This window comes from Ammoniphilus sp. YIM 78166 (genome assembly GCF_004522215.1).
Classification (GTDB): Bacteria; Bacillota; Bacilli; order Aneurinibacillales; family RAOX-1; genus YIM-78166.
Window position 1 is genome coordinate 237,761 of the sequence record NZ_SDLR01000006.1, and the last position, 25,101, is coordinate 262,861.

The window sequence follows — 25,101 nt, forward strand, 5'->3', positions numbered from 1 at the left end:
AACTTCATGTTTCGATGGAAACGTCGGATTTCCGTGTCCTTAGAATTCAGCCCTTTCTCTCTCGTCGACAAAATTGGGGGAGTGACAGGCACTCTTTTTAATATACTTCAGCAAAAACCCACCTTTAAAGGCTTGCGGATCTAATCGCACGATAAACGCCTTGGGGTCGATCTCCTCCACCCATTTCATCACGTTGACGCCCCACTTTCTTCGCACGACAACCATGAGGACTTCACGTTCTCCTTCTCGTCCTGCTGCACTCCACACGGTAACGCCGAGTCCCGCCTCTCTTAGCTTTGGCGCAAGATTCATATAAGGGTGGGTAACAATTTGGAAAATGGTATAGCCAATCGCTAATCTCTCTTCGATTACACTTCCAGCCAAAGAGCCTACAGCATACCCAAGGGCAAAGGCAGCAATTCTCAACGGATCATCCAGCTGAACCATGACCATGCCTAAGGCAATAACTTGAAGGATTTGCTCAAAGAAGCTAATTACCGAGGCGATATAGCGGCTTCCACGGATCAAGATGATCCATCTGCAGGTCATAACCGTAACGAAAAGTGCTTCCAGTAAAAAAATAAGAACTAAATCAGCCATCGTCATTACCAGCCTTTACGAAAACGAAAACATCCGTTATACGGGGATCAACGTTTCCTCCATGATCTTCACCAATCGATCCCCCACCTCTGATGTCGAGGCTGTTCCATCCATATCGGGCGTTAAGGTTTCCTTTTCCGTCAAAAGCTGCTCTATAGCCTCAATCACCGAATGCGCATAGGCTTCGTACCCCAAAAACTCAAGCAATTGGCTGGCTGACCAGATGGCGGCTAGCGGATTCGCGATTCCCATCCCGGCAATATCCGGAGCTGAACCATGGATCGGCTCAAACATCGAAGGATACTCCCTTTCCGGATTGATATTAGCCCCGGCAGCAAGACCCAACCCTCCGGCAAGCGCGGCACCCAAGTCGGTCAGAATATCCCCAAACAAATTCGAAGTCACCACCACCTCAAACCGCTCCGGCTGCTTGACCATAAACATCGCGGCGGCATCGACGAGATAGGAATAGGTTTGGACATCCGGATACTCCCGGCTTACCTCCTCAAACACCTGGTCCCAGAACACCATCGAGTAATTTAGCGCATTGCCTTTACTAATGCTGGTCAAAGATTTATTCATTTTCCTCGCCGTTTCAAAAGCATAACGAATCACGCGTTCCGTCCCTTTTCGGGAAAACACCCCCGTCTGCAGCACGACCTCCTCCGGTTTCCCTTTGAACAGCCAATCCCCCGCACCGGCATACTCGCCTTCCGAATTTTCACGGATGAACAGCATGTCGATATCTTCCCGTTGACTATCCTTCAAAGGACAAGGCGCACCTTGCAATAGCGTAATCGGGCGTATATTGATATATTGGTCAAATCCCTTTCGTATCTTCAACAAAAGATCCCACAAGGAGATATGATCAGGGACCCCCGGGTACCCTACGGCTCCCAAATAAATCGCATCAAAGGACGCCAGCTGTTCCATGCCATCATCGTCCATCATCTTGCCATGCTTCGCATAATATTCGCATCCCCAAGGAAAATGCGTGAATTCAAACCGAAAGTCTCCGCTCCGTTCCGCCACCTTTTCCAATACCTTGATTCCTTCGCGAATCACTTCCGGTCCAATGCCATCTCCTGCGATTACCGCAATTTTAAAGGTTTTCATCTTATCTGCCTTCTCCTTTTAGTTCCGATTCCAAATAATCAGCTTCATCTCCGTCATTTCTTCGATGGCATATTTAATCCCTTCGCGTCCCGTGCCGCTTTCCTTGACGCCTCCATAAGGCATATGATCCACACGGAAGGTCGGTATATCATTAATCAGGACACCACCGACATGCAATTGTTCAGCTGCATCGAGTGCTGTATGGACATTCTCCGTATAAATGCCCGCTTGCAGGCCAAATCGAGAATCATTGACCTTTTCAATCCCTTCCTGGACGGATTGGATTTTGTTGATAAGCACGATGGGGCCAAACACTTCCTGGCACGAGACCTTCAGGCTTGTTTCGGCATCTAGAATCACCGTCGGATAAAGCACATTCCCTTCCGCTTTGCCTCCGGCGGCGATATGGGCTCCGGCTTGCCTCGCCTCCTCGATCCACGCCAAGGTTCTCTGTACATCTTTAGGTGAAATCAAGGCAGAAACATCAGTTTCAGGATCTAGCGGATCGCCTAATGTCAGTTGTTCAGTAGCTCGAACAAACTTTTCAACAAAAGACTCGTAGACCGCTTCATGAGCATAAATCCGCTGCAGCGAAATACACACTTGACCCTGGTTGGAAAAAGCCCCCGTTACGCAACGGGCGATAATCTTATCGATGTTCACGCCCTGGTCGATGATCACCGCCGCATTCGAACCTAGCTCTAAGGTCACGCGCTTTAATCCAGCTTTGTTACGGATACCAATGCCCACCCCCGGACTTCCGGTAAAGGTAACCATGTGGACTCGCTCATCCGTAACCAGTTTATCCCCGACCACACTGCCTTCCCCGGTCACCACATTCAAAACCCCTGCAGGAAGCCCCGCTTCTTCTAGTAACTCAGCAAGGAACAACGCCGATAGAGGCGTTTGATTGGCAGGCTTCAAGACGATCGTATTCCCCGCAGCAATCGCCGGTCCTACTTTATGCGCTACCAAATTCATAGGGAAATTGAAAGGCGTAATCGCTCCAATTACCCCAAGCGGTTCCCGTACCGTAAAAGCTAGCCTCCCTTCGCCACCTGGTGCGGCATCCATGGGAATCGTCTCCCCATGAATGCGCTTCGCCTCTTCCGCAGCAAATTTATAAGTCTGAACCGTCCGAGCTACCTCCAGTCTGGCTGTGGCCAGGGGTTTCGCGGCTTCTAAAGCAATGATCCTCGCGGCTTCCTCAGCACGTTGCCCCATAAGTTCGGCCAGCTTTTCCAGGATCGCAGCCCTTTGGTGGGCTGGCATCTTCGCCATCACTCCGCGAGCGCGATATGCCGCTTCGATCGCCATCTCAGTCTCTTGAACCGATGCCAATGGCACTTCCGCGATTACCTCCTGCGTAAAAGGGGACAGCAAGGGACTGTATTTTGTGGCTTCCATCCACTCTCCGTTGATAAATAATCTCTTTTTCATCTCTGCACGCTCCTTATTCCTGAACTCCCAGTACTTCTTGAATCATTTCATGAAATTGCAAAACCCCATTTTCCGTCGGAGACAATACCCCTCTCTTGAAGGCCTTCGAACGGAATCCAATTTGCGCCAGCTCCACTAATTCAATATCTTCATCACGGACCTGCTCCATAAATTTCAGTAGATCCTGCTCTTCTTGGGTCAGATTCTCGTCGCGGAAAAAGACGTGATAGACGCCTAAAGTCGTCTCATGGTCGATCGGAATCATCTGGATGACAGACATATTTCCGGAACCCGGATAGATGGTCACCATCAGATTTGGCCATAACCAGTAAAAACGTCCGCCCTGGAATTCAGCCTTATTCAATTCCACGCTTCCATATTTCTTATCCGGCTTAACCACGGTGCCCTGAACGGAATAGTTTTCACAAGCAATCACCTTATATTGGCTCATATCCAGGGTAGCAACAAAACTCGGATGCGCGATCGGGCAATGGTCACATTCCAAGTAGTTATCGACAAAAGCCTTCCAATTTCCTTTAATCACCCTTTGCTTACCCCATACCCTTTTCAATTCTCCCAAGAAGGGGACATCCTCCAGCGACGCAAAGAAATCTCCATAACTTGCTCTAAGCGGCAACGCTTGATCATCCAAATTAACAAAAATCATAGAGGCTTGAATCTCTAACCGAACCGTACGAAGACATGCATCCCCTTCACAGAACGAGTCGACATCCTTAAAATTAGGCGCTTTATGCAACGACCCGTCCAAATTAAACGTCCACCCATGATATCCGCATTGAAGGATCTTCTTATTGCCTTCCTGGTTCTTCTCCAGCTTAGTCGCCCGGTGCGGACAAACATTATAGAAAGCGCGAACGACTTCATCTCTTCCGCACACGATCACCAGGGGCTCGCCTGCCACTTCACAAGTAAAATAATCCCCTGGCTTCTTCACTTGGCTGATATGCCCGACGTATTGCCACGTTTTGGAAAAAATCTTTTCCTGCTCTTCTTCTAGCACCTTCGGGTCAGTATATAAACGATAAGGCATGGTTTTATATTTTTGTTCTGTTGTAAGGTTTTGCATAATCAAGTCCCTCCCATGAATTCCTTTTGATGTTTACTTCTTGCTTAGTTCTATTGCAATAGTAATGCCAATGTTGGGAAAGGCTTTCTAGTGGGGATTCAGTAGGTTTTCAAGGTTTAAAACGTGAATATGAGTTAAAACTAACTCATTTTGAATCAAAATGACTCGGGCGGGGAGTATACCTTGGGCGATCGTATCGTGATTGGGCGATCCACCTCACTTTTTGGGCGATCGGCCATTACTTTTGGGCGTTTCCCTAGCTGGATTGGGCGATCGCATCGTGATTGGGCGATCCACCTCACTTTTCGGGCGATCGGCCATTACTTTTGGGCGTTTCCCTAGCTGGATTGGGCGATCGCATCGTGATTGGGCGATCCACCTCACTTTTCGGGCGATCGGCCATTACTTTTGGGCGTTTCCCTAGCTGGATTGGGCGATCGCATCGTGATTGGGCGATCCACCTCACTTTTCGGGCGATCGGCCATTACTTTTGGGCGTTTCCCTAGCTGGATTGGGCGGTCGTACCCTGTCCGAATCCCCTCTCATTCAGACAGCCTCCTCCAACAAAAGCCCCGCCTCGTCCGAATCCACCCCTATACGGAAAAAAGGATGCCCTCAATGAGGACACCCTTTTTGGTAACTACCCGGTCATGCTTTTCGTTTTCGCATTTGATTTTGCGGCCTTCTTCACATCCACACTCTCACTCGATACTTTCGCCGCATAGTCTTCCTTTAGCCACTTCATGAAGGAGTAAGTGGAGATACCCAGGACGAAAATGAGCGGGAAGGAGGTAATGACCGATAGATTTTGAAGCGCCTTCAATCCGCCTCCGTACATTAGGATAATCGCAATGGCCCCCAAAGTAACCGCCCAGAATAGACGGTGCCACTTGGCCGGTTCTTGTCCATCTTCTAAATCCCTCGAAGCCGCATCGGCTAGCGTATACGCCGAAGAGTCCAGTGTTGTCGCTAAGAATAGCAGCGTGAGGATGGTAAAGGCAGCAAGCAAGATCACACCGCCAGGCAAAGCTTGAAAAGTAGCCACGATCGCGGCCGGCTCCCCGCTCTTTTCCAAAATGCCGGCAATATCAGCACCCGTCGAAGGATCCTTTTGGAAAGCCAACTGAAGGGACATTGAAGTATTCCCCAATACCGCGAAGGCGATCCAACATCCGAGCGTCCCTCCTACTAGTTCAGCGGCGATCAACTGGCGAATCGTTCTCCCTTTCGAGATGCGGGCGACGAAGATCCCCATAAACGGCGCATAGGCCACCCACCAAGCCCAATAGAAAATGGTCCACCCTTCCGAAAACCCGGATCCCCCAACGGAATCAGTGTAGAAGCTCATGCGAGTGAAATTTTGAAGCAAAAGGCCAACCGAGTCGGTAAAGCGAGATAGAATAAAGACGGTAGGCCCGAAAACAAAGATGAACACGGCAATGGCCAAGAACAGCCAGGCGTTCATATCGCTCAAGATCTTGAGACCTTTCTGCAGGCCAGAATAAACGCTAAGTCCAAAAATAACCGTCCAAGCAAGAATAATAAAGGTGTCCAATGTCAGGCTCTTTTCCACGCCAAACATGGTCGAAAGAGATTCAGAGATCAACGGCGTAGCTAGTCCTAATGACGTTCCCACACCACCAATGATGCCGAACATGAAAAAGACATCGATGACCTTTCCGACGAGCCCCTGCGCGTGCTTTTCCCCAATGACCCCTGCACATGCTGTACTTAAGCGTACATTTTTATATTTACGAACGTACATCGCATAGGCAATGGGCAAAGCGGGAAGACAATAAATCGCCCAGGCCGTGAATCCCCAGTGGAACATCCCGTACGTAGCGGCCCAGTCCGCCGCCTCTACACTTCTTGCTTCGACGCCATAAGGTGGATACAGATAGTACCAGGCCCATTCAATGGTTCCCCAATACATCAGCCCCGAACCAATCCCCGCCGTAAAAAGCATCGCAATCCAGCTTCCAGTTGAAAACTCAGGCTTAGTATCCTCGTCCCCCAGCTTGACATGGCCATATTTGCTGAGAGCCAGCCAAATGAGCAAACCGAATGCCGCTGCACATCCCCATAAATATAACGTACCAAACTTCCCTGTGATAGAAGATAAGGCATCTCCAAACACTTTGCTCCCTTGCTCCGGGTCAGCCAAAAGCAGTACGGAAAGAACAACAATAATAGCGACAGCGGATGAAAAAATGACTTTATCAATCCTGGGTGGTTTCATTTTTCATTTTGCCTCCCTCTTCAGTTTGTTATAAGCGCTTTCACCTCTGACAATATCGATTATATCCTCTATTCAAACTTTTTACAGGCTGGTAATTCCATCCAGACACCCTCCCTTCTTTACAATAAATTACTAAGCAATAACCATGCCAGTCCATATTCGCCCTATTTCCACCTTTTTTATATAATTAACACTTTTTAAATTTCAAAATTCGAACTATAATCAACTCAGATGAATTACTTTTAACTCAGAATGGCGGGGGCTATATGTTAAACAGGATCGAAACCCATCAAGAATTAGAAATCACCACAGAGATTTTAATGAATATTCTCAATCACTCTTCTGATGAAATTTTTGTCCTCGATAAAGAAGGACGCATCATTTACGTCAATCGTACGTGCGAAAGGCATTACGGCCTGAAGCCCTCCGAAGTGATCGGCCGGCTCAATGGAGAATTTGTCTCCAAAGGATACTGGGGTCCTTCCATTATCCCTTATGTACTCAAAGAGAAAAAACCCGTTACCATCAAGCAAACGACGTATATCGGTGGAGAATTGCTGACGACGGCCATCCCCATTTTTCATGCGGAAACGAATGAAATTGAACTGATTGTCACCACTTCACATGAACAAACCTTTAAATCCCTCTATCATCCCGAAGAGGAGCATATGGGCGAACCCGCCAAAGAGATTCAGCCTGTCACAAACAACATGATTACCAACAACGAAAAGATGAAAGCGCTATTAAAACTTTGCGATAAGGTTGCTCGAGTGGATACCACCATTCTGATTCAAGGGGAGTCCGGAACAGGCAAAAGCCTACTCGCCAGCCACATCCATAAAATGAGCCAACGAAAAAGCGGACCCTTCCTCGCCCTCAATTGTGCCGCGATACCGGAAGACCTTCTGGAATCCGAACTATTCGGCTATTCTCAGGGAGCTTTTACCGGCGCGAACCGGGGAGGGAAAACAGGGTTGATTGAAGCCGCAAACGGAGGCACCCTCTTCTTGGATGAAATTGGGGAGATTTCTCCAAAAGTCCAAGCCAAATTGCTTCAGGTGATTCAAGAGCGGCAATTCCTCCCGATTGGCGGCCGAGAGGTAAAAACAGTCGATATCCGCATCATCGCCGCCACCAATCAAAACCTGCAGCAGATGGTGGAAAACCGGCAATTCAGGGAAGACCTCTTTTATCGTCTCAATGTCATTGACTTGAAGCTTCCCCCCTTGCGGGAACGAAAAGAGGATATTATCCCGCTCACCTACTATTTTCTGAACAAATTCAACCAAAAATATCAATCCAGCCAGATCATCTCTCAGGAAGCCTTGGAAGTCCTCTCAGACCACCAATGGCCAGGCAATGTCCGCCAGCTGGAGAATGTAATCGAACGGCTGGTCATCACCAGTGATGGGGTCATCCAGCTATCCGATCTTCCCGACATGATCCTTCAAAACGCCAAGCCCAAAACCCACCGCTCCTATTCTTCCTCCCTAGAAGTCGCCCTGGAAGAATTCGAAAAAGAGATGGTCATCAATTCCTATAAAAAATTTCTAAGCTCACGAAAAGTGGCGATGGATCTGAATATCAGCCAAACGAAAGCATCGAAACTGATTCGTAAGTATTGTTCTGACAGTGAAGGATGAGTTCTATTGATTCATAGTAAAAAAGTGGAATTGAAATACGGACTGCTGGCCGTTGCGAACTGCTCTGCCTTCCGTGTGCCACGGCATCTGGTTATGATGCGTAAACGTTCTGCCGTTCCTCAAGAACCGATTCACAAATTTGTAGATTTCATCATTCAGAATAAATGAAAGAAGAGGTATAATGAAATAAACTGAGTAGAAAGCGAAGGAAACCCTATGTTCGAATCCCTGAAAGTTGATCGAAAGTCGGTTTCAAGTGCGGTTATTGAACATATTAAGCAATTAATCCATGAGGAAAAGCTCACTCCCGGGGATAAACTGCCGAGTGAACGGGAGATGGCTGGGCAAATTCAAGTTAGCAGAAATACGGTCCGTGAAGCCTATAAGATGCTAGAGGCAGAGGGTTACCTAATCATCAAGCATGGCAATGGGGTTTTCGTCGCCGATCAAGAATCGCAGATTCGTAAGTTAACGGCATCGTTATTTGTGAAAGAGGATCAGGTTCGTGACCTGCTTTCTATTCGGAAAGTATTAGAGGTGGAAGCTGTTAAATGGGCCGCCCAAAGAGGAACACCACAGGATTACCGTTATTTACACAATGTTCTTGACGATATGAAAACCCTCATTAAAGATCGAAACTATGAAGAATTGAAGTCATTGGATCAGGATTTTCATATCCACATTGCCCAGATGTCAGGCAATAGAATTATGTTGCGCATTATGCTGAATTTAGTAGATATGATTAACGAAATGCAAAATGAATCCTTACTCATACCCGGCCGAGCGAAACAATCTTTAGATGAGCATCTGCAAATTTTAAAGGCCATGGAAGAAAAAGATATCCAAAAGGCAGGTCAGTATATGCAGGAACACCTAACCAGCATAGAACAGTCCCTATCCCTTAAAGAAAAATAAAAGAAGACCTGTTGATCATCGAACTGATGATTCACAGGTCTTCTTCCTTATTAAGGCCCCAGTATACTTGGCAACCACATCGATATTTGCGGAATATAAGTAATCAGCATTAAATCAATCGTAAGTACTAGGATAAAGGGCAGTATTGCTCTTACGAGCTGATCCAATGAGATATTGGCGATCCCTTGCACGATAAACAAATCGAGTCCAACCGGAGGCGTGATTAATCCTAGCGCGAGGTTGACCACCATCACGAGCCCGAAGAATACCGGATCAATCCCCACACTGATAACCAAAGGCAGGAACAGCGGGGTAAGAATGGTGATCGCGGCTGAGGCATTAAGGAAACATCCGGCAACAAACAGAACCATGTTAATGAGCAACAAGATAAAGTACTTGTTGTTGGTTAAATTCATAATCAGGGCTGCCAGCTTTTGAGGAACCTGTTCGGCTGTAAGCAACCATCCAAACAAGTTGGCTGCGGCAATAATAAAGATCACCATCGCCGTGGTAATACCAGCTTGCAAGAATACCTCCGGCAAATGCTTGATTTTCAAGTCCTTATAGACAAACATACCCACGATTAAGGCGTAAGCGGCTGCAATGGCGGCGGACTCTGTCGGCGTAAATATCCCTGTACGAATTCCTACAATGATAATAATAGGAAGCAATAACGCCCAAATGCCTTCCTTTAACGCCTTCCTCAGGGTAATAAGCTCAAATTTTCCCCCTTCGCTATCGTACCCCTTCTTCCGAGCGGTATAGTAATTCAGGCACATAATGGATAAACCGATCAAAATGCCTGGGATAATCCCCGCTGTAAATAACGCACCGATCGAGACACCCGCTGTAACCCCATAGACGATCATGGGTATACTGGGGGGAATTACGACGGCGATCGTACCCGCTGTCGCAACGGTTGATGCAGCAAACCCTTTGTCATAGCCTTTCTTCTCCATCGCAGGAATCAGCATCTTCCCCACGGCGGCGGTATCCGCTGCTCCTGAACCCGATATTCCCGCAAAGAACATACTAGCTAACGTAGATACTTGCGCTAGACCTCCACGCAACCACCCGACACAGGCAAAAGCGACATTGGTGATCCGTTGGGCCATGGTCCCTACCATCATGAGCTCCCCAGCTAGCATAAAGAAAGGAATCGCAAGTAAGGGAAACGAATCCACCGCGGTGAAAAAACGTTGGACAACCACAGTTAAAGGAATGAATCCATCGCTAAACGTTAACCCATAAACAGCAGCGAGAGATAAGGCAATCGCAATGGGGACCCCAATCAGCATAAAAGCAAATAAGATAGACGTAACTGCCAGAATCATTTAATTCATCCCTCCTTTACCCGATCGTCTCCGGTTGTACGGGAGCCGCATGCTTTCCTGCTTCTTTCTTCACCCGATTCACCCCTAGATCTTGTAAGAGAAAAGAAACGGCATGAACGAAACAAATCAAGGAACAAGCGACAATGGCTGTGTACATATAAGCCATATTTAATTGAAGAGAAGGAGATAATTGACCATTCGTAATCTTGAGCATTTCTAGCCCTTTGATGAAAAGCAGCGCAAAAAACACCACATTGATGGCTTCCACAAGAATGGCAAAACGGCGCTTCCAAACCTTAGGCAAGAAATTAATCACTATCTCCACATGAGCATGCCCTTTCAACTTATAAACCGTAGCGACGCCAAGAAAAACAACCCAAACAAACAAATAACGGATGAGCTCTTCCATCCAGGGAAAATTGAAGCCGGCAAGATTGGCTCCGGACATCAGACTCATGACAAAAGAGCTCTGCAAGACATAACGGGAAAATACTTGATAAATGGTGCAAATAAAGGCTAATCCCATGAAGAGCACCATCACATACCTGCAAGCCTGATCGGTCCAATGACTAATGAAATGAAGCGCCTTCATGTCATTCCTCCTAAAAAAAGGGAAGGGCAGCCTTCCCTTTATTTCATATTTTTAATCCTATCAATCAGCTCTTTTCCGCCATATTGATCTTGGAGCTCTTCATACACGGGCACCACCGCTTGACGGAAAGAGTCCAGGTCAGGTTTTTCCTCCACTGCCATTCCGCTGTCCTTTAACTGTTGTAAAAATTTCGATTCAGACTCCTTAGAAACCTCACGCTCATAAGCCCCTGCTTCCATCGCTGCATCCTTTACTACCTGCTGAAGATCCGCGGGAAGCTTATCTAATGCCATCTTGCTCATCAAAAAGACAGCGGCGTCGTACGTATGGGCAGTTAAAGTCAGATGCTTCTGTACTTCATTAAACTTATTGGTAGCAATCTGAGCCAGAGGATTTTCCTGGCTATCTACCACCTTTTGCTCCATCGCCGTATACAACTCGCCAAACGGAATCGGGGTTGGAGTGGAGCCTAAGGCTTTAATCATCGAGATATAGACCGGAGACTCTTGGACACGAACCTTCAGACCCGCTGCATCGTTAGCGGATTTAATCGGCCGCGTATTATTCGTCATGTGACGGTAACCATTCTCCCAGAAAGCTAGGTTGACAATGCCTTTGGATTCTAAGTCCTTGGACAATTCCGCTCCGATTTCCCCATCCAATACTTTCACCGCATGTTCTCGGCTATCAAATAAATAAGGCATACTTAAAACATTCATTTTCGGGGCAAAGTTGGCTACAGGCGCCACCGAACCCACATGCAGCTGAATGCTGCCCATCTGTAACCCTTCAATTTGGTCGCGTCCATTCCCTAGTTGGCTGCTTGGGAAGATATCCACTTTGATTCTCCCGTTCGAATTCTGCTCCACCAAATCTTTAAACTTTTCGGCTCCTTTTTGATAAGGGTGGTCTCCCCCTTGAAGATGGCCCAATTTAAACGTGAATTCCGTACTTGGTGCACTCGTACCGCTTGTACCGCTAGTGGCTGTGGGCTGGTCGGACCCGCCGCATCCTGTAATCGCAACCATGAGAGAAATAGCCAAGACTCCTAAAAACGAACGTTTTATCATTTATGAATCCCCTTCTCTTTAGATTAAAATGGTAGCCGGCAAGTATAACTCTAGTTCTTCTCCCAATAGCCGCAATTCCTTTTCTACTTCCTCGGATAAAGCTATGCCCGTATCTAATCGTCTTCTGTACTCCTTGGATCTTCGTTCCCCCGGGTATAGGATTTCATCCACCCCTTCAGCCTTGGGAACCGACTTTACTTCCTCAAGAAACTGATCGATTAGCAGCTTAAAATGACTCAAGTCCATAAACTTCTCAATATCAAAAAGGATAAAGAAATGACCGATATTGGATTTCTCATCATGCTCATCATACATGTTCTTGACATGCGGCCCAAAAGCAGCTCCCGAAAGCACACCTGTTAAAATCTCAATCGCTAGTGCAAGAGCATATCCCTTGGCCCCGCCCAATGGTAAAACGGCCCCACGTAAAGCTTCTTGAGCATCCTGTGTTTCCACCCCCTGCTCGTTCATCGCCCACCCATTCGGTATGGACTGGCCTTGCTTCGCTGCTAGGATGATCTTCCCTCTGGCCACGACACTGGTGGACATGTCAATAATCACGGGTGTATCCGTACCTGTAGGAAATCCAAACGCAATCGGGTTGGTTCCAAAAAAGGCCTTTTTGCCTCCCCATGGTGCAATGCCGGGTGGCGAGTTGGTGAAAGCCATGATCCCCAGCCCCTGCTCACAGGCCATCTGGCAAAAGTAGGAAGCTGTTCCGAAATGGTTGCTGTTGCGGACGGCAACAGCCGCTAATCCCGTTTTCTTCGCCAGTTCCATTCCTGCCTTCACGCTATGGGCGGCCACGATTTGTCCTAGGCCATGATCCCCGTCCACTAATAGGACAGACTCTCCCTTTTTTTCGACTGAAATGTGAGGAGCAGCCTGAATTCTTCCTTCCTTCATCCGCCTCGCATAGATCGCTAATCGACTGATCCCGTGACTATCTACCCCTTCTAGATTGGCCCTGACTAAGGCATCCGCTGCTATGTAAGCGTCTTCAGGACAGGCTCCAAGCTTTTCAAACACTTGTTGGCTAAACCTCTTCATATCGAGTGGATTATACAAGGGCATTATCTTTTCCATCCTTAACTTGATATTTTATTATCGATTCCTCTACACTACTTAGATGTTCAAGTATCAGTTGCTTGGCTCGTTTCTTATCTCTTGTAATCATGGCCTCCACAATAAGAATATGCTCCTTCAAGGATTGTTCGGAACGTCCCGGAATCTGTATCGTTTGAGTCCTCACTTCAGAAAGTAAATCTATTAAATTTATCATAATACGAATGAGGATGGTATTTCCAGACATTCTGCATAACGCCAGGTGAAATTTTTGATCGAGAAGAGCCAATTCCTCGTAGCTCGCTTTATTTTTGAGGGCCGTCTTATTGTCCTCCAGGATATTTTTCAATTCACGATGGTGATCCAGACGAGGATTCTCCATCGCCCAGATGACCGCTTGCGACTCTAATACCTTCCTTATTGCGAACAGTTCCAGTACATCGTCTTTCTTTATAAAAAAAGAAGAGGTGAGGTTTCGAATCTGAGACTCTTCATCCGAGATGAAAACCCCTTGCCCGTGCTTAATCGTAAGGTAGCCTTGTGCTCCTAAGATCTTGTATGCTTCTCGGACCGTATTTCGGCTGACATTGATCTTTTTCGCCATCTCTCTCTCACCGGGAATCTTTTCTCCTGGCGAAAACTTATCCTGATGGATAAGATCCTTAATATACTGTACCACTTCATCCGAAATGCTTTTCCTATCCACTTTGAATGTATCGAACACGTCAGCACCCCTAGCCGCTAGCGGACAACACAAAGAGCCGATTGTCCCTGCAAAATTTTGATCACTTCTTCGGCTACTAATATAGAAGTCCTTACTTGGGATTCATCGGTTAAACCGGCTACATGTGGAGTAATAACGATGTTGTCGTTCTGTAAAAGAGGATGGTTGGGATCAATCGGCTCCTGCTCTAATACATCGAGGAAAGCACCCATGATCCAATTCGAGTTTACAGCATGAAGTAGAGCTCCCTCGTCGATAATCCCTCCTCTAGCGGTGTTAATGATATAGGCAGTCTCCTTCATCATTTGAAATTGATCGCTAGAAAACATGGAGCGCGTTTGTGGTGTAAGTGGAACATGAATACTAATAAAGTCAGAATGGGAAAGTAATTCACTAAAAGACACAGCTTCAATGCCGGTTTCAGCGGTTGGGAAGTCATAGGGAGTCATAAAGGGGTCATAACCAACGACATGCATGCCAAAAGCCTTTGCTCTTTTAGCCAGGCGATGCGCAATTTCCCCCATCCCGACTACACCTAGAGTCTTGCCATATAGTTCAAAACCGGTAAAGCGCTTACGGTCCCAATTGCCTTTTTTTACATCCTGGTTAGCCTGAAAAAGCGGTCGATTCGCTTCAAGCATAGCCGACATGACATACTCCGCAACGGAGATCGCATTGGCATTCCTTCCATATACAACGTCAACCTTTAATAGCTTGGCAATCTTCAGGTCGATATTATCTAATCCTACCCCCAGACGCCCTACTACTTTTAAATTCTTAGCCGATTGCAGCAGGATGTCATCTACCCTCGTTTGATTTCTTACGATAAGTGCATCCACATCTTTTACCTTTTCTAGCAAAGCTTCACGATCATTCCATAACGTTGGATCGTATTCCACATGAGCAACACTGGATAACCGATCAATTCCAACGGGCCAGATCAGCTCTGTAATTAGTACCTTCATATTCATCCCCCACCCATGAAGTGTTGAGGTAAGGGCGTTTAGTTTCCCTTACCTCCCTATTTTTGAGGTTCTTGTCCTTATGCGCTTCGATAAAGCTTGGTGAGAGAAAACTCACGATGACCTAAGGCTTCTGCCGCAGTCAATCTTCCGTTGATCGTACGAATCAGCATCTCCATTAAAAGATCACCGGCTTGTTGAAGATTTAACTCTCTGCGAAGGAGACCTGATACATCCACATCCACGTGTTCAGACATAGTGGCTACGGTAATCGGGTTCGCCGTAATCTTGATTACGGGTTCAATGGGGTTACCAATGATATTCCCTTGACCGGTTGGGAAGAAGTGAACAACAGCACCACCCGCGGCCATTAAAGTAATACATTCTGCTGCGGCTGACGAGGTGTCCATGAAATTCAATCCCTTCACCGTGGGGGCCATCGCTGGTTCAAGTGCATCCACCACAGGCTTCGTTCCAGTTTTTTCAATGTTGCCTAGAGCCTTTTCTTCAATCGTGGTCAACCCGCCGCGCACATTCCCTTCCGTAGGCTGACTGCCCAGTAGGTCAACGCCTTTCGATTCAATCTCTCCAATATAATCGTTATAGATATTATAGAACTTATCCCCAACCGCAGGGGTTGCGCAGCGTGCAGCGATCAAGTGCTCTCCGCCCGTGAGCTCCGACGTTTCCCCGAATAGGACCGTTCCGCCGGCATCAACCAAGCGATCCACCACATTTCCGACCGTAGGGCAAGAGGCTAATCCAGTAGTGGTATCCGACTCCCCACATTTAATACTGACCATAATTTCAGACAAGTCTACAGGGACACGTTGTAATTCAGAAGCTCGCTGCAGGAATTCTTTCGCTACTCTGGAGGCTTTTTCGATCGTAGCGAAGTCACCATGACGCTCAATGGAGAAACCAGCGACAGGTTTTCCGGTTTTCGCAATACCATCTACAATTCGTTGGGTCCAGATAGGCTCAATTCCAATGACCACAACTGCAGCCACATTGGGGTTAGCGCAATTTCCAATAATCGTTCTAAAGTGTAACTCTAAATCCGGACCATACTGCAAGCGGCCATAAGCATGGGGAATTGCTAACGTTCCAGGTACTACCTTAGCCACCGCCTCTGCGGCTGCATTCGAGATATCATCTACTGGCATAATCACTACATGATTGCGAATTCCTACTCTACCATTCTCACGTCTGTATCCAAAAATCGCTGACATATATATCCACCTCTTATATTTTAATAGTTTTATTTAAAATCTGAAATGTACAAATCTGAAGCCTGCTTCGATCACTATTTCTTATAATCCCATCTAGCCGTCTTCAAGTTATGCGTATGTACATAGTCACCCGGTACAATGTCTTGGGTCGTAACACCGATCGGAATACGGTATTCCATTACCTTCTCCCCTGTCTTGAGATCCGCTAACCCAATCTTATGACCTAGTGGAATAAAACTCTTTGCTTCTACAAAAATAGAGAAATCATTCTCCATGATAACGCCTTCAACCTTCTCACCCGCTTGGATATCTTCCACCGCTACCCCTACATGATCCCCTACATGATGTACAAGAAATTTGTGTGCCATCGATACTCCTCCTCAATCTTTCATTTATTTTTTTGGTTCATTGGTTGGAGGACTTATGGTTAAGTGACCCAACCAATCGCTCATGAACATATTAAAACACGTAATTTTATAATATTCAACACTTTTCAACTATTTTAATTTATTGTAAAATGCAATAAGTGGGCTAAATTATTCTAATAATTCCCAGACCCCTCCTTGTGATATCGTTAAGACAAAACAACCACTATCCAAGGAGGAGAAAAGAATGTCATTACCCCATTTAGATAAGGTTAGGTCAGCAAGCTCTTTGATTCATCCCATGCCTAAGTCAGACCCCAAAAAGGAAAATAAGAATCTAGGCTTCTTAAAAGGAGTGATTCTCACCCTAGTTTTAGCTCTACTAGCTGGCAATATCGCTCGACTCCCCTTCTTCTCTATCATGGGGATTATGATTATCTCCATTATTCTGGGCATGAGCTGGAAGGCTCTCATGCAAGTCCCTGCCGATGCCAGCGCTGGCATCACCTTTAGTAGTAAGATCTTACTCCGGGCAGGCATTATCTTAATGGGATTGCGGCTGAACTTTTCACAAATAGTGGAAGCTGGCTTTTCGGTCGTCCTTGTTGACATCATCGTGATTGCCTTTACCCTGACCCTCATGATCTATCTAGGAAAGGTTCTATCCGTGGATAAATATCTGTCCGCTCTCATCGCGGTGGGAACAGCGGTTTGCGGTGCAGCTGCGATCGTGGCCGTAGCTCCCTTGATTAAAGCCAAAAAGGAGTTTGTCGCGGTATCTGTAGCCTGTATTGCGATTCTTGGGACTATAGGGACCATTATTTACACCGTACTTTATCCGGTTCTGGGTTTGGATTCTTATCAGTATGGCGTGCTAGTAGGGGCTACGCTACATGAGCTAGCTCATGTAATTGCAGCCGCGATTCCTGGAGGAGATGCAAGCGGGGAGATCGCTATTCTTGTTAAATTGGGGAGAGTTGCACTGCTGATCCCTGTGGCGATGATCTTAGGCTATCTTTTCACCTCTAAAGATCAAGAAGAAAGCAAAAAAAGAGGATTCAAAGATCTCCCCATTCCTTGGTTTATCTTTGGTTTCCTCGGTATGTGCTTGGTTAATACCCTGGGTTTCTTGTCTAGCACCGTGACGCAGATGTTCATCGCTTTAAGCGTTTTCCTGCTTTCCATGGCGATGGCTGGTTTGGGATTGAGTATTAATTTTGGAGATTTTAAAAAGGTAGGTTACAAAGCGGTAATCGTGGGGATCATCGGCTTCATCGCCTTAACGGCCATAAGCCCTTTACTTCTCAAGCTGGTATAAATTCGATGGAGGGGAATCATGAACTTAGACCATCTCAAAGTTTTTTACGTAGCAGCAATGAAGAAAAACTTCTCAGAAACTGCGAAATCTCTGCACCTCTCACAACCAACGGTCAGTTTACAGATTCAGCAGCTGGAGTCCGTTTTAGATACGAGATTATTTGAGAGAACAACTAAAAATATCAAGCTAACCAAACCTGGCAAATTACTTTTTCAGTTCGCGGAGAAGATTATTGAATTAGAGAACCTGGCAAAAAAGGAAATCGCTCTACTATCCGAATCCATCCAAGGAAATCTGAATATTGGAGCCAGTCTGACCATTGGCGAATCGATTCTCCCTCCTATGATTGGTAAGTATAGCAGAGAGTTTCCCGGCGTAAATCTCAACATGGATATCTATAATTCTACTCAGATCATTCAATTATTAAAAAATCAAGACATTGATCTAGGTTTTATTGAATCCCCTATCTATCACTCGGAATTAGTTCATCTTCCCTTCATGGAAGATGAACTCATTCTTATCTCTTCCGCATGGGAAGTCCATCCGCTTATTGGCGAGCGCAATGCCATCAGTCCGGAAGAGCTGTTCTCCTTGCCGCTAATATTGAGAGAACCGGGGTCCGGAACTCGACAAGTCATCGAGAAAACTCTTCGCAAACATGACCTTAATCCCGGTAAATTAAACGTGGTGCTAGAACTCGGAAACACCGAATCCATTAAAGCTACGGTTGAGTCCGGTATGGCCTTATCCATTATTTCTCGATCCTCTATCCAAAAAGAGCTTGCATTAGGCTCCCTCCGAACAATCCGTATCCAGGGGATCTCCCTACTCCGCAATTTCTTTGCGGTTTATGAGAAGAATAAACCTACTTCCGTCCCTGCCGATGCCTTCTTAGACCTTATTCTGAAGACCTACGAAACCTCTAGATCCTCCATACGAAGTATAGAATACTCAATCTAATAGCGCGTGATAAAGTGTTCCGTGGTCTGTCTCTGACGGACTACGGAATCTTTATTTCAACTCGTTTTTTATCTGATTTATGGTTTTGTCTTCAAACATGCAAGTTACAATCGTAAAAGCCCACTTCTTAAGCAGTGTAAAGGGATGCGCGTGAGTGTTATTTAGGGGGATGACATTTTGTTTTGAGATAATCAAGAGAGCCCTCTCCTTTTTATTTCCGAGTTAAGTACTAAGGATAGTGTACTATGTGTTTTTGGGTTTGTCAATTTTAAATATTCACATTAGTTTTTGGGTTTTGTTCTTGCCGTGCAGCAAAGAATAACTTAAGCCGAACTCCCTGGGGGAAGTTCGGCTTATTTAAGTAGACTGAGACCCTTCCCCCTTATACACTCGGAAATCGCAAGATAAATTGAGTTCCTTTGCCCAGCTTACTCGTAATATCGATTTTCCCCTGCATCTTTTTAATAATTTGAAAAGAAACCATGGTCCCAAGTCCCGTTCCTTTTTCCTTCGTGGAGTAATATGGGGTTCCCAAGCGATTGATTTGACTCGTCGTCATCCCCACCCCCGTATCGCTAATCGTGATGGAAGCCCATCCGTTTTCCTTGCTAACTTTGATTTCTAAAAGACCGCCATTGTGCATGGCTTCAATGGCATTTTTTCCAATATTAATGAGCGCCTGCCGAAATTTGTACTTATCCCCCATCATGTAGACCTCATCGTCTTGGGAAAGAATCAAATCGATTTGTACATTATTGTAATTCGCATACGTAACTAAAATACTAGAGATTTGGCTGATTTCCTCATTCAGGTTCATTCTTTCAACGATCTCTAAATCCGGTTTGGCGATGGAAAGATAGTCTGAAATAATCCTCTCTGCGCGATTCAGCTCATCTAAGCATATCTTTTGGAAAAACCTCCTCTTCTCTTCATGGATATCCGGATCTGCAAGGAGTTGAATAAACCCTTTCACGGCTGTAAGGGGATTTCGGATCTCATGGGCAACAGAAGCCGCCATATCGCTCACGATCCTTGCTTTCTCCCCTTTAAACACCTCCTCCTCCAGCCGGAAATACCGATTGACCAATTCAATTAAGTAAACATATAAAGCAATAATTATCCCCTGTATGAGGTAGGTCCGGATATTTTCTAACAGATTATCGGTAAACAAGTGCAGGCTTTGCGTATAGGCGAGAAAGGAAATAAAGATAATCAGCTTCATAAACGTACAGAGCATGACCGCAACCAGCATTTTCTGATACAGCTTTAAATGGCTAAAGCTTCTTACAGCCAAGAGAACAACGAACACCGTCGGCAAAATAGAGACGATATAAAACCACTGGTGCGCATTCCCCAACAGAAAGCGGCATAAAACCAGTGTACCAAACAAGAGCAGCGAAACCACCGGCCCACCGTATAGAGAACCAACCACGAGGGGAATCGACCGCAAATCATAGGTGAGTCCGTTAACACTAATCGGGAAAAACATCGTAGTAATAATGGCCAACGCGAAAAAGAGATAGAGGAAGGATTTATAAAGGATGATATTGTTCTGTGCTCTTTTTATATACGGATAAAATACCAGTGGAGAGAAAATCAAGAAAATATTAAGCAGAAAATCCTTCAGATAAACCACCATGTTTTATTACCCCCGCGTTTTCGGAGAGTGCCTGTCACTCCCCGAGTTTTGTCGATTCCCCTTTGTCAGATATATTCGACAAATCTAGCAACTCTTCCTTCTCGGACATGCCTTTACTCCTAAAATAAACAAAAAAAGAGGGCTCCCTTGAAAAGCAATTTCCGGGGACGCCCTCATCACGCTAGTAGCACGTGTTGTATTTAGTAGTTGTTACTTCAGCATCTTGTAAAGCATATACATAGGCGCTGCTTCCGCGCGGTCTACACCGGGATTGTCCCTTGTCAGTAACCTGTCGGCTCGTTATCCTCTTACTAAACCTTCTTCCTATAAAAAGATGGCGGATTCCCGTCTATTTTCTTGAAACTTCGACTAAAAGAATGAATGGTTTCAAAGCCTAATTCACTCGCAATTTGGGATAATGAATAGTTGGTATGGCGGATCAGTTCCTTCGCTTTTTCAATTCTTACGATTTGGTGATAGTGCATAGGTGTGTAGCCGAATGTTTTTTTGAATAAACAGATTAAGTGGTATTTGCTGATATTTGCAATATCTACGAGCTCATTTAATGTTACTTTGTTCGCAAAATTATCATTTAAAAATTCTTTTACTTTCAATAAAGTCTCGTAGTTTGGATCCATATTTGTTTTTTTCCAGTGAAACTCCCGCCATAAATAGACAAGCAGTTCGGTAACCTTAGCTTTGACCTGCAGCTCGTAATGCGGGATTTTTTTATCGAATTCATGAATGAGGTCCAGCAATTTATTTTCAAAAGGAAGCGAGTTGTTTAATCGGATGTGTTCAGGAATAAATAAATCACCTTGTAAAATATCTTTTCGAAAAAATGCCCTCTCTTCACTGCTAAACAGACCGAAATGAACATAGAGTTGATGCACCTTCATTTTACTGATGGATTGGATCGAATGTTTGATATTAGGCCGAAAGAAAAAAATGTCTCCAGGTTCTCCAGTATATTCTTTTCCTTCAACGATGACCTTCAGCTTACCTTGTTTGAGGTACAGGATCTCAAAATCAAAGATCACTCTTTCTTTTAATACCCCATCATTCGGGGCGAATCCATATTTAGCGTCTCGGACAAAAGGTGTAATGAACTCAATTTGATTCATAAAGATCCCTCCCTGAAGCAATTTTTGCTAAAAAAAACAAAAAGATCTGCTAAATAAAATCCTTTTTCCTTCTAGTAAAATTACTAAATAATAGAATGCTATATCAGAAAGCTGCCGGAGCTAGGTTTTAAATACGATAAAAGGAGAGTTTCCATTGAATTATAAAAAGGTAGATCATATTCCCGTCATTTGGCGAGAACCCAAACAGGATATCCAAGGTGTAGTCATTTGGTTAACAGGATTTTCAGGAAATAAAGAAAAAATGATCCCGTACTTGGAAACGATGGCCGATAACGGATTATTGGCGTTCAGCTTTGATCCTCATGAACATGGAGAGCGTTTATTGATGGATCATGATGAATTAAGAGGCAGAATCAAAGGAAATCTTCGCAGGTATTTCTGGCCCATCCTTGCTATCACGTCTGAAGAAATGAGCCGAATCATTGACTGGATCAGCGAAACCTTTCCATCTAAGGCTCCCATTATGGTCGGTGGAATTTCCATGGGCGGTGATATCTCCGTTGTTTCTGCGGGGCTGGATAAAAGGATCAGCAAGGTAGCAGCTAGCATTGCTACACCGGATTGGCTTCGTCCTGGCAGCTGGGAGCCGCAAGGAGAGGCAGATACCTATGCCTGGCATTGTTACCATCGATGCAACCCCTTATCCAATCTCCACAGGTATCAACATTTGCCTTCGATTCGCTTCTTTTGCGGAGCGGAGGATGGTCAGGTTCCGCCTGATGGGGCCGAACGTTTTGTGGATGTGCTTCGACAGGGGAGTTACAAACACACACCTGAAAGGTTAGATGTGGTGAAGCTCAATGGGGTTTCGCATGAATTTGTCCCAAGGATGCTGGAGGCGTCCATTCAATTTTTCCTTGAACAGGAATAGAGAAGCCTGATAATTCCTGATTCTCGGGTTTTTATTTGTGCACACAGCCAAAAGCATAAGCACCTTCCCGAGCGGATAGGTGCTTTCTATGCTAAATTTCAACAACAACCGTAACCGGCGAACTATCTATCCCTTCAATAAACAGAGGGATCGAACACATGCTTTTCAGCCTGCCAGCAGGAAGCCCTTCAAAATTCAAATCTTCGATGATACAGATAAACCGATTATGAAACTTGCCCAATAGATACTGGTGTGCGAGAATTCCGTCCTCTAGATGAGCATAGGAGGCAAGAGAGATCCAATCCATGCCTATTGCTTTTAATTGCGGAAATTCATCGATTAAGTATTGGCAGGCCTCTGCACTGACGCCTGGCCCTTCACTTGCATATCTGTCAGCATCCTCCTTGCGGGTAGTAGAGAATCCGCTTCGGATAAGCAAGACATCGGCATCCCTGATTTGCTCTTCATACGACTTCAGATCATCCGCTCGCACCAGCTCCTTGAAGCCTTTGGGAATATCGACTAAAAGCGGGCGCTTATAGAAGAAGTTTTCGATCGGCAATTCGGGCAGCCTTGGGCCTTCATCATTAAAGTGCTTGGGGCCATCCATGTGGGATCCGAAATGGTTGAAAAAGGTCACTTGGAATCCGTTGGCGACCTCACCTTCTGAAATGAGCGAGTGCGGTTCCACTTTAACGGTGGGGTTACCTGGCCAGCCAGGGGCCTTGTCCGTCATCGAATAAGAGATGCGCTTCAACATGTTAACTCCTCCTCTATTCACGATTTCTTCTTGAGCCATTCGATCATCTAACTCTTTCTAAAAAGCTGCCATTCATGAAATGGCAGCTTTTTGTACAAATTATCCAATTTTAGAATGTCCGATCAGTGAACCAGGTCGAACCCCGTGTCCAACGCCCATTATTTTTTGTAGCACGGAGCTTGAGCCTTCAATCGCTTCTTTCTCCACGATTCGCTGCCAATCTTCCATCGGCCGAATATAAGGGCGGCAAAAATAACCTAATAGTCCAACCCTTTCCAGCCCTGTTTGATTTTTTCCGCTTCCATGCCACAAAGAACCATTAAAGATGATGACCGAACCTTTAGGAGCGACCAGTTTAACCAAGTCTGGCCTTTGTTCTTCGCCCGGCTTCGGCTTTTTTAAAGAGCGGTGGCTGCCAGGCAAGACGTGGGTTGCCCCATTTTCCTCGGTAAAGTCGTCTAACAGCCAGACGCTATTCGCCGTCAAGGCCATGTCCGGCAGCGGTTCCGGGAATTCCATCAGCGGCACGTCCACGTGAAGAAAGCCAATTGGGTCTTCGGAGTGTATGATATTGGCAGACCAGCTGCTGAGCACGGCTTCCTCGCCCAACAGATACCTCATGGCCGATAATACATCTGGATGTTGGATGAGTTCACCAAATTCAGATCCTTTATTCAGCAAGTTCCAAATCCTTGGATTCCTGCTTCCGTTGACTTCGGTTTCTCTTTTCTGCAATTCGAGCACCTTTTGGCGCAAATGGGCGACCGTTTCCTCGTCTACAAGATTTTCAAAAATCACATACCCCTGTTCATCTAAGCAACGCTGAGCTTCCTCGTTCCAATAATTCATCTTTTCTCCTCCTTTATTATTCCATCGAATCCTTTGATAGGGTTACAGAACAGCAGCGGATTCATTTTTTCTCATCGCTTCGATGATCATCTTAAAAATCTTCAAATCTTCCTTAAAGTCTTCAGGCGTTGTTTTCGGTTTTAAGCCCTGGGTCACCACATCATACAGGTACTTGATCTCATGCGTATACGCATCTTCAAAGGTAGGCCGAACCACCGATTCCTGATAAGCCTCCCCAATCGTTTCACTAACGGCCAACGTGGTTGGCAAATGGCGGATGTAGGGAGTATTGTACTGTACCTTTAATTGTTTGCTGGCGGAAAACACCTCAATGTGGGCATCGAAACGCCTTTGTTGGTCCACGCCGGTTTCAAAAGTAGCATTGAAGCCATCATACTCAAAAATGGCATTGATGAATCTTCCACCGTTCCACTGCGTGGCGGCAACGACACGGTTCGGAACTCCTATGATCTCTCGCATGGCCGAGAGATCATGGCTGCTTAATCCACAGAGCAGGCGGTAAGCGGAAACCAATTCAGGCGGTGCCTCGCCGATGGCTTCCTGAACCAGCCGCTTCGCACGGTCTGCCTTATCTTGGATCGCGGCTTCCGGTATATCGTTGAAGCGCTGAACCACGCTGGACTGGTCAATAATTAAGCGATTTTGCCCAATGATGTCACGAATTCTCGCATAATTGATCTTATCTAGTTTTTTCACTTCTTCTACGGCTTGGACAAAGGCGGGAGCAAACCTTCTCATATAGCCCACCATGACTTGAACCCCTGCCTCATCCCTCGCTTGGATGATTTCATCCGCTTCTCTTTCCGTCAAGCACATGGGTTTCTCAATCAGCACATGCTTCTTGTTCCTGACAGCCGAAATCACGCACTCGGCATGATATTCATCGCTATTCAGGACAAACACGACATCCAGGTCTGCTTGCTCCGTCAACGCTTTAGCATCCGTATACAAATGATCGGCTACACGGTACTTCTCCCCCATGCTGTACAATAATCCTGGAGAAATATCGCACAAGGCTGCAATTTCAAAACGATCCGCTAATTCTTCAAGGATCGGCAAATGAATGATTTGAGCCACTTCCCCTAAACCAATCACGCCCACTTTTAATCTTTTCAATGTAGTCCCTCCCATTTTCCACCATTTGCAATGCTGCT

Annotated in this window: 24 protein-coding genes; 6 read left to right on the forward strand and 18 right to left on the reverse strand. The window is 45.8% G+C overall.

All coding sequences use genetic code 11. The features are described from left to right. Positions 1 to 39: 39 nt before the first annotated feature. From EIZ58_RS25780 to EIZ58_RS25795, 4 genes are read right to left on the reverse strand one after another with little or no spacing between them, the layout of a single operon-like run. Positions 40 to 600, reverse strand: coding sequence for a DUF2179 domain-containing protein (locus EIZ58_RS25780; protein ID WP_167577975.1), 561 nt, complete (start codon positions 598 to 600; stop codon positions 40 to 42). Between the two features lie 36 nt (positions 601 to 636). After that, the gene (locus EIZ58_RS25785) at positions 637 to 1,716 is read right to left on the reverse strand and encodes a tartrate dehydrogenase (protein WP_134703849.1); all 1,080 of its coding nucleotides are present in this window, start codon (positions 1,714 to 1,716) and stop codon (positions 637 to 639) included. An 18-nt stretch (positions 1,717 to 1,734) separates the two neighbouring features. Further along, positions 1,735 to 3,156, reverse strand: a complete 1,422-nt coding sequence (locus tag EIZ58_RS25790; RefSeq protein ID WP_134703850.1) for an aldehyde dehydrogenase family protein — start codon at positions 3,154 to 3,156, stop codon at positions 1,735 to 1,737. Between the two features lie 13 nt (positions 3,157 to 3,169). Then, a complete protein-coding gene (locus EIZ58_RS25795) occupies positions 3,170 to 4,243 on the reverse strand; it encodes an aromatic ring-hydroxylating oxygenase subunit alpha (protein WP_134703851.1) in 1,074 nt (357 codons plus the stop codon). Positions 4,244 to 4,466: 223 nt separating this feature from the next. Here EIZ58_RS25795 and EIZ58_RS33870 point away from each other — a divergent pair, with 223 nt between their 5' ends. Next, positions 4,467 to 4,667 (forward strand): hypothetical protein, encoded by a 201-nt coding sequence (locus tag EIZ58_RS33870; RefSeq protein WP_167577976.1) that lies wholly within the window; start codon positions 4,467 to 4,469, stop codon positions 4,665 to 4,667. A gap of 216 nt (positions 4,668 to 4,883) precedes the next feature. Here EIZ58_RS33870 and EIZ58_RS25800 read toward each other — a convergent pair whose 3' ends face one another. After that, positions 4,884 to 6,482, reverse strand: a complete 1,599-nt coding sequence (locus EIZ58_RS25800; RefSeq protein WP_134703852.1) for a BCCT family transporter — start codon at positions 6,480 to 6,482, stop codon at positions 4,884 to 4,886. Between the two features lie 266 nt (positions 6,483 to 6,748). Between EIZ58_RS25800 and EIZ58_RS25805 the strand changes: the two genes are divergently transcribed. After that, entirely contained in the window at positions 6,749 to 8,125 is a 1,377-nt protein-coding gene (locus tag EIZ58_RS25805; protein ID WP_134703853.1) for a sigma-54 interaction domain-containing protein, read from the forward strand. Between the two features lie 216 nt (positions 8,126 to 8,341). Further along, the gene (locus EIZ58_RS25810; RefSeq protein WP_134703854.1) at positions 8,342 to 9,040 is read left to right on the forward strand and encodes a FadR/GntR family transcriptional regulator; all 699 of its coding nucleotides are present in this window, start codon (positions 8,342 to 8,344) and stop codon (positions 9,038 to 9,040) included. 50 nt (positions 9,041 to 9,090) lie between these two features. On the opposite strand, the gene EIZ58_RS25815 is transcribed toward EIZ58_RS25810, so the two are convergent. The 8 genes from EIZ58_RS25815 to EIZ58_RS25850 all read right to left on the reverse strand — a co-directional run bounded on the left by EIZ58_RS25815 (position 9,091) and on the right by EIZ58_RS25850 (position 16,387). Further along, positions 9,091 to 10,374 carry a TRAP transporter large permease gene (locus tag EIZ58_RS25815; RefSeq protein WP_134703855.1) on the reverse strand — a complete coding sequence of 428 codons (1,284 nt, stop codon included), beginning with the start codon at positions 10,372 to 10,374 and terminating at the stop codon, positions 9,091 to 9,093. A gap of 16 nt (positions 10,375 to 10,390) precedes the next feature. Beyond that, on the reverse strand, positions 10,391 to 10,966 hold the full coding sequence (locus tag EIZ58_RS25820; RefSeq protein WP_134703856.1) for a TRAP transporter small permease: 576 nt from the start codon (positions 10,964 to 10,966) through the stop codon (positions 10,391 to 10,393). A 38-nt stretch (positions 10,967 to 11,004) separates the two neighbouring features. Then, positions 11,005 to 12,036, reverse strand: a complete 1,032-nt coding sequence (locus EIZ58_RS25825) for a TRAP transporter substrate-binding protein (RefSeq protein WP_167577977.1) — start codon at positions 12,034 to 12,036, stop codon at positions 11,005 to 11,007. Between the two features lie 18 nt (positions 12,037 to 12,054). Then, the gene (locus tag EIZ58_RS25830; protein WP_240689422.1) at positions 12,055 to 13,122 is read right to left on the reverse strand and encodes an Ldh family oxidoreductase; all 1,068 of its coding nucleotides are present in this window, start codon (positions 13,120 to 13,122) and stop codon (positions 12,055 to 12,057) included. Then, positions 13,097 to 13,825, reverse strand: a complete 729-nt coding sequence (locus EIZ58_RS25835) for a FadR/GntR family transcriptional regulator (protein ID WP_134703858.1) — start codon at positions 13,823 to 13,825, stop codon at positions 13,097 to 13,099. Before EIZ58_RS25835 ends, EIZ58_RS25830 begins: the two co-directional genes overlap by 26 nt. 17 nt (positions 13,826 to 13,842) lie before the next feature. Further along, positions 13,843 to 14,790, reverse strand: coding sequence for a hydroxyacid dehydrogenase (locus EIZ58_RS25840; RefSeq protein ID WP_134703859.1), 948 nt, complete (start codon positions 14,788 to 14,790; stop codon positions 13,843 to 13,845). 77 nt (positions 14,791 to 14,867) lie between these two features. After that, complete coding sequence (locus EIZ58_RS25845) at positions 14,868 to 16,019, reverse strand: UxaA family hydrolase (RefSeq protein ID WP_134703860.1); 1,152 nt, start codon at positions 16,017 to 16,019, stop codon at positions 14,868 to 14,870. A 74-nt stretch (positions 16,020 to 16,093) separates the two neighbouring features. Then, complete coding sequence (locus tag EIZ58_RS25850) at positions 16,094 to 16,387, reverse strand: UxaA family hydrolase (RefSeq protein ID WP_134703861.1); 294 nt, start codon at positions 16,385 to 16,387, stop codon at positions 16,094 to 16,096. A gap of 298 nt (positions 16,388 to 16,685) precedes the next feature. Here EIZ58_RS25850 and EIZ58_RS25855 point away from each other — a divergent pair, with 298 nt between their 5' ends. Both EIZ58_RS25855 and EIZ58_RS25860 read left to right on the forward strand, forming a co-directional pair. Beyond that, complete coding sequence (locus EIZ58_RS25855) at positions 16,686 to 17,702, forward strand: YeiH family protein (RefSeq protein WP_134703883.1); 1,017 nt, start codon at positions 16,686 to 16,688, stop codon at positions 17,700 to 17,702. Between the two features lie 18 nt (positions 17,703 to 17,720). Further along, complete coding sequence (locus EIZ58_RS25860; RefSeq protein WP_134703862.1) at positions 17,721 to 18,662, forward strand: selenium metabolism-associated LysR family transcriptional regulator; 942 nt, start codon at positions 17,721 to 17,723, stop codon at positions 18,660 to 18,662. 382 nt (positions 18,663 to 19,044) lie between these two features. Here EIZ58_RS25860 and EIZ58_RS25865 read toward each other — a convergent pair whose 3' ends face one another. Beyond that, the gene (locus EIZ58_RS25865) at positions 19,045 to 20,301 is read right to left on the reverse strand and encodes a sensor histidine kinase (protein ID WP_134703863.1); all 1,257 of its coding nucleotides are present in this window, start codon (positions 20,299 to 20,301) and stop codon (positions 19,045 to 19,047) included. 311 nt (positions 20,302 to 20,612) lie between these two features. Next, positions 20,613 to 21,425 (reverse strand): AraC family transcriptional regulator, encoded by an 813-nt coding sequence (locus EIZ58_RS25870; protein WP_134703864.1) that lies wholly within the window; start codon positions 21,423 to 21,425, stop codon positions 20,613 to 20,615. A 154-nt stretch (positions 21,426 to 21,579) separates the two neighbouring features. Between EIZ58_RS25870 and EIZ58_RS25875 the strand changes: the two genes are divergently transcribed. Next, the gene (locus tag EIZ58_RS25875) at positions 21,580 to 22,317 is read left to right on the forward strand and encodes an alpha/beta hydrolase family protein (RefSeq protein ID WP_134703865.1); all 738 of its coding nucleotides are present in this window, start codon (positions 21,580 to 21,582) and stop codon (positions 22,315 to 22,317) included. A 91-nt stretch (positions 22,318 to 22,408) separates the two neighbouring features. Here the strand turns inward: EIZ58_RS25875 and EIZ58_RS25880 are convergent, their stop codons facing one another. The 3 genes from EIZ58_RS25880 to EIZ58_RS25890 all read right to left on the reverse strand — a co-directional run bounded on the left by EIZ58_RS25880 (position 22,409) and on the right by EIZ58_RS25890 (position 25,063). Continuing rightward, positions 22,409 to 23,077 (reverse strand): cyclase family protein, encoded by a 669-nt coding sequence (locus tag EIZ58_RS25880; protein ID WP_134703866.1) that lies wholly within the window; start codon positions 23,075 to 23,077, stop codon positions 22,409 to 22,411. Between the two features lie 99 nt (positions 23,078 to 23,176). Beyond that, positions 23,177 to 23,926, reverse strand: coding sequence for a phytanoyl-CoA dioxygenase family protein (locus tag EIZ58_RS25885; protein WP_134703867.1), 750 nt, complete (start codon positions 23,924 to 23,926; stop codon positions 23,177 to 23,179). 42 nt (positions 23,927 to 23,968) lie between these two features. After that, entirely contained in the window at positions 23,969 to 25,063 is a 1,095-nt protein-coding gene (locus tag EIZ58_RS25890; RefSeq protein ID WP_240689423.1) for a Gfo/Idh/MocA family protein, read from the reverse strand. Positions 25,064 to 25,101: the final 38 nt, after the last annotated feature.

Coding starts and splice junctions, on each gene's coding strand:
- EIZ58_RS25780 (WP_167577975.1), bottom strand. CDS start 600: ATGGCTGATTTAGTTCTTATTTTTTTACTGGAAGCACTTTTCGTTACG.
- EIZ58_RS25830 (WP_240689422.1), bottom strand. CDS start 13,122: ATGGAAAAGATAATGCCCTTGTATAATCCACTCGATATGAAGAGGTTT.
- EIZ58_RS25815 (WP_134703855.1), bottom strand. CDS start 10,374: ATGATTCTGGCAGTTACGTCTATCTTATTTGCTTTTATGCTGATTGGG.
- EIZ58_RS25795 (WP_134703851.1), bottom strand. CDS start 4,243: ATGCAAAACCTTACAACAGAACAAAAATATAAAACCATGCCTTATCGT.
- EIZ58_RS25855 (WP_134703883.1), top strand. CDS start 16,686: ATGCCTAAGTCAGACCCCAAAAAGGAAAATAAGAATCTAGGCTTCTTA.
- EIZ58_RS25865 (WP_134703863.1), bottom strand. CDS start 20,301: ATGGTGGTTTATCTGAAGGATTTTCTGCTTAATATTTTCTTGATTTTC.
- EIZ58_RS25825 (WP_167577977.1), bottom strand. CDS start 12,036: ATGATAAAACGTTCGTTTTTAGGAGTCTTGGCTATTTCTCTCATGGTT.
- EIZ58_RS25820 (WP_134703856.1), bottom strand. CDS start 10,966: ATGAAGGCGCTTCATTTCATTAGTCATTGGACCGATCAGGCTTGCAGG.
- EIZ58_RS25810 (WP_134703854.1), top strand. CDS start 8,342: ATGTTCGAATCCCTGAAAGTTGATCGAAAGTCGGTTTCAAGTGCGGTT.
- EIZ58_RS25785 (WP_134703849.1), bottom strand. CDS start 1,716: ATGAAAACCTTTAAAATTGCGGTAATCGCAGGAGATGGCATTGGACCG.
- EIZ58_RS25790 (WP_134703850.1), bottom strand. CDS start 3,156: ATGAAAAAGAGATTATTTATCAACGGAGAGTGGATGGAAGCCACAAAA.
- EIZ58_RS25840 (WP_134703859.1), bottom strand. CDS start 14,790: ATGAAGGTACTAATTACAGAGCTGATCTGGCCCGTTGGAATTGATCGG.
- EIZ58_RS25850 (WP_134703861.1), bottom strand. CDS start 16,387: ATGGCACACAAATTTCTTGTACATCATGTAGGGGATCATGTAGGGGTA.
- EIZ58_RS25860 (WP_134703862.1), top strand. CDS start 17,721: ATGAACTTAGACCATCTCAAAGTTTTTTACGTAGCAGCAATGAAGAAA.
- EIZ58_RS25845 (WP_134703860.1), bottom strand. CDS start 16,019: ATGTCAGCGATTTTTGGATACAGACGTGAGAATGGTAGAGTAGGAATT.
- EIZ58_RS25870 (WP_134703864.1), bottom strand. CDS start 21,425: ATGAATCAAATTGAGTTCATTACACCTTTTGTCCGAGACGCTAAATAT.
- EIZ58_RS25805 (WP_134703853.1), top strand. CDS start 6,749: ATGTTAAACAGGATCGAAACCCATCAAGAATTAGAAATCACCACAGAG.
- EIZ58_RS25885 (WP_134703867.1), bottom strand. CDS start 23,926: ATGAATTATTGGAACGAGGAAGCTCAGCGTTGCTTAGATGAACAGGGG.
- EIZ58_RS25800 (WP_134703852.1), bottom strand. CDS start 6,482: ATGAAACCACCCAGGATTGATAAAGTCATTTTTTCATCCGCTGTCGCT.
- EIZ58_RS25880 (WP_134703866.1), bottom strand. CDS start 23,077: ATGTTGAAGCGCATCTCTTATTCGATGACGGACAAGGCCCCTGGCTGG.